Here is a 3043-nt window from a genome sequence, read left to right as displayed (position 1 = left end):
AATACGGAAATGAAAAAAGGAGTAAATGCGCTTATGAAAAACAAAATCATTGGTGTCTGTCCGAACTGCGGTGCAAATGTTGTGGAGCGTGAAAAGGGCTGGTTCTGTGAGAACAGGGAGTGCCGTTTCGTGCTGTGGAAGGACAATGCGTTCTTCAAGCGTCTGGGTAAGCGACTGGATTCCCATGTGGCGGACAAGCTGCTGCGGGATGGGCGTGTCCGGCTGAAGGACTGCAAGAGTGCCAAGGGCAAGACCTACAATGCCACCGTGCTGCTGTCCTGTGAAGCCGATGGCCGCAGCAAGTTTTCTCTGGAATTTGAGGGTGGCTGCTGATGGAGCAGATAAAAGAAGCGGTCTACCTTATCAACGATGAACGCTATCTGCATCTCCGGGAAAACGGTGCAGGGGTCGGCTTTGCCACCTACAACAAGGTAACTGGTGAGCCGCTGGAAAGTGGGCAGATCTCGGAAAAGAATCTGCCGCCCGATGGACGGAACGCCATCCCTGCCGCCCGGAACTGGTATCTGTTTGCACTTTCGGACGATGACCGCAAGGTCATCCAACAGGAAATCGTAAAGATCCTCGAAAACATCCCGCAGGCGGGCATCGGCAGACGGCGCATCTGGGAGCCGGAAACGCTGCCGAAGGATATTCGTCTCATCAACAGCCACTATGACGATCTCTACCGCATTCCAGATGGCGGCGTGATTCAGGTGGATTACCCGGATGGGCGCAGCTTCACGGCACGGCTGGAACATCTGGATGATTACCACTTTGACATGGGCGGTCTGGGCAATGTGTTCCACATCTGCCAGTTTGCCGAGGTCATGGAACGAAACCATGCCGACTTCTACCCGGAGATTCAGACACAGGACGAGCAGGCGGCGTGGGAACTGGGCGGCAAAGGCTACCTTGCCATCCAGTCTTGTGAGGATGGATGGGACTACACCCTCTACCACAGCGATTATTCTGTGATGGACGGCGGGCAGTTGGATGCCCCGGAACTGACCATTCAGGAAGCCCGTGAGCAGATTCTGGAAGCACACCACATGGAAAAGGGGCGGCGGCTGTTGCAGGACTACGATGCCGTCATGGATAAAGTTGCGGAAGCCGAGGAACTGCGTACAGACCACCGCCCTTCCACACTGGAAAAGCTGGCAGAACTGGCAAGTGATACGTCTGCGCCAAAATCGTCTGCACGTTCTGCGCCAGAACTGTGAGGTGGACGATGCAGCAAAAATGGAACCAGAATTTTGACGGTGAACCCATGACGGACATCCCGCAGAAGTTTCTGAATGCGGGGTGCGATGTTTATATGGTGATGCAGCTGCGGCATGACGAAAAAATCCTCGATGAAAGATTTGCTTCCATGCGGGAACTGCATCGTCGGGGCAAAACGCCCGACCCGGAGCATTACGAGGTCACCTACTATGCTGATCTGCCCGCCATGTGGCAGGATGTGCCGAACAACGAGATTTTGGAAGAACTATTTCAGATGTTCAACCTCTCCCGTCCGCAGGATTTTGAGGGGCACAGCCTGTCGGTCAGCGATGTGATCGCACTCAAACGCAATGGCAAAGTGTCTGTGCATTATGTGGACAGCATCGGCTTCAAGGAGCTGCCGGGGTTTCTGGATAAAAAGCCGGAGCACTCTTCTGTTCTGCAAATGCTCAAGGAGAAGTGCGATGCCCCGGAGTGCAACCCAACTGGATGCCGGAAAGCGAGGGCTGAACATGAACTTTGACCACGAGGAATTGACCCTGATGATGCTCTACAACACCGGCACCCGGCTGGGGCTGGTACACGAGTTGCGGCTGATGCAGTGCTATCTGATGCCCGATGAAACCGCCCTGCGGGAACTGTCGGAGGGTGTTATCGAAAAGTTGAAACTGCTGACCGATGCTGAGTTTGCCGAACTGGAATTTCCACTGGACTGATTTTTGCCGCCTGCGGGCGGCGTACATAAAGTATTTTGTTCTTCCAAAAGATATGCTATAATCAAATTAGACAAAATTCCTCTCTTCAAGCGATTTCTCCGCAATTTTCCTGTGGCTCTGCTCGTATCAAAAATAAGGGACTGAATTTTAATTGTCAGAACGGAGGAACCATTATGGCAATCTTTGAAAAGACCATCCGAAACAAAAACTTTGACAAGCTGCTTCGGAAGCTGGAACAAGAAATCCCGGACAGCAGTTGGTCGGCAGATTTGGAGGCAGGCAGTGATTTCAAAGAGGGCGATGCCCGGTGCAGTGTCCGTGTATTTGAACGGTACAGCATGATGGGCGGCAACCGCCTGAGTCTGACACTGACCCTGTTCCAGAATGGAGACAGTCCGATCCGGCTGTCTGCCATCACCGCAGGAGGCAGTCAAGCGGTGTTCTTCAAGGTGAACACCCTCGGTGAAGAATCTTTTCTGGACGATGTAAAGGACCTGATGGAAGAAATTTTGGAGGAGTAAAATGTTTTTTGGATGGTTTGACGCTATATTCAGCTTCATTTTCCCAATCCTGTTCCTGCTTTTTATTGGAATGTTTTTCTTTGCTCTAATTTCAAATCTCCGCACATGGAACAAAAACAACCACTCGCCGCGGCTTACCGTTCCGGCAACAGTGGTAGCAAAGCGCACCGATGTTTCGCATTCCAGCAGTGCCAATGCCGGCGATATGTCCGGTGCGCACGGATACGACACTAGCACATTTACATCGTACTATGTGACTTTTCAGGTGGAGAGCGGCGACCGCATGGAATTTGAAGTGGACGGAAGCGATTATGGTCTGCTCATGCAGGGCGACATCGGAAAGCTGAGTTTTCAGGGCACCCGCTATCTTGGGTTTGAGCGGAGCTAAGTGTTTCTTACATTATATAGTATGGAGTGCTGTATGAACGATTTGTTTATCCAAGGGCTGACCATCGACTGGAACAGAGTTCGCCCATACAATTATGTTCGTCAGATTCCTGCCATCAGTGGAATCGACACTTTTACATTCCATAAGCCCATTACGTTCTTTGTTGGCGAAAATGGAAGTGGAAAATCTACGCTTCT

At 51.6% G+C, this 3043-nt stretch carries 7 protein-coding genes; all 7 read left to right on the top strand.

Annotation, left to right across the window (positions count from 1 at the left end):
• The first annotated feature begins 33 nt into the window (after positions 1 to 33).
• Complete coding sequence (locus tag WMO44_RS14610; RefSeq protein WP_349153010.1) at positions 34 to 333, top strand: hypothetical protein; 300 nt, start codon at positions 34 to 36, stop codon at positions 331 to 333.
• The gene (locus tag WMO44_RS14605; protein WP_349153009.1) at positions 333 to 1220 is read left to right on the top strand and encodes an LPD16 domain-containing protein; all 888 of its coding nucleotides are present in this window, start codon (positions 333 to 335) and stop codon (positions 1218 to 1220) included. The genes WMO44_RS14610 and WMO44_RS14605 overlap by 1 nt, the downstream gene beginning before the upstream one ends.
• An 8-nt stretch (positions 1221 to 1228) precedes the next feature.
• Complete coding sequence (locus WMO44_RS14600; RefSeq protein ID WP_227612079.1) at positions 1229 to 1744, top strand: YodL domain-containing protein; 516 nt, start codon at positions 1229 to 1231, stop codon at positions 1742 to 1744.
• Positions 1734 to 1937, top strand: a complete 204-nt coding sequence (locus WMO44_RS14595) for a transposon-transfer assisting family protein (protein ID WP_097773944.1) — start codon at positions 1734 to 1736, stop codon at positions 1935 to 1937. The genes WMO44_RS14600 and WMO44_RS14595 overlap by 11 nt, the downstream gene beginning before the upstream one ends.
• 173 nt (positions 1938 to 2110) lie before the next feature.
• The gene (locus WMO44_RS14590; RefSeq protein WP_172715510.1) at positions 2111 to 2458 is read left to right on the top strand and encodes a DUF6054 family protein; all 348 of its coding nucleotides are present in this window, start codon (positions 2111 to 2113) and stop codon (positions 2456 to 2458) included.
• A 1-nt stretch (position 2459) separates the two neighbouring features.
• Positions 2460 to 2846, top strand: coding sequence for a DUF2500 domain-containing protein (locus tag WMO44_RS14585; protein WP_005945560.1), 387 nt, complete (start codon positions 2460 to 2462; stop codon positions 2844 to 2846).
• Between the two features lie 21 nt (positions 2847 to 2867).
• Positions 2868 to 3043 (top strand): AAA family ATPase (locus WMO44_RS14580; RefSeq protein ID WP_349153011.1); only part of this gene is annotated, 176 nt, incomplete at its 3' end.

The organism is Faecalibacterium tardum, assembly GCF_040096515.1.
Lineage (GTDB): Bacteria > Bacillota > Clostridia > Oscillospirales > Ruminococcaceae > Faecalibacterium > Faecalibacterium tardum.
This window is presented reverse-complemented; position numbering and strand designations above follow the sequence as displayed.

Coding starts and splice junctions, on each gene's coding strand:
- WMO44_RS14600 (WP_227612079.1), top strand. CDS start 1,229: ATGCAGCAAAAATGGAACCAGAATTTTGACGGTGAACCCATGACGGAC.
- WMO44_RS14590 (WP_172715510.1), top strand. CDS start 2,111: ATGGCAATCTTTGAAAAGACCATCCGAAACAAAAACTTTGACAAGCTG.
- WMO44_RS14585 (WP_005945560.1), top strand. CDS start 2,460: ATGTTTTTTGGATGGTTTGACGCTATATTCAGCTTCATTTTCCCAATC.
- WMO44_RS14605 (WP_349153009.1), top strand. CDS start 333: ATGGAGCAGATAAAAGAAGCGGTCTACCTTATCAACGATGAACGCTAT.
- WMO44_RS14595 (WP_097773944.1), top strand. CDS start 1,734: ATGAACTTTGACCACGAGGAATTGACCCTGATGATGCTCTACAACACC.
- WMO44_RS14610 (WP_349153010.1), top strand. CDS start 34: ATGAAAAACAAAATCATTGGTGTCTGTCCGAACTGCGGTGCAAATGTT.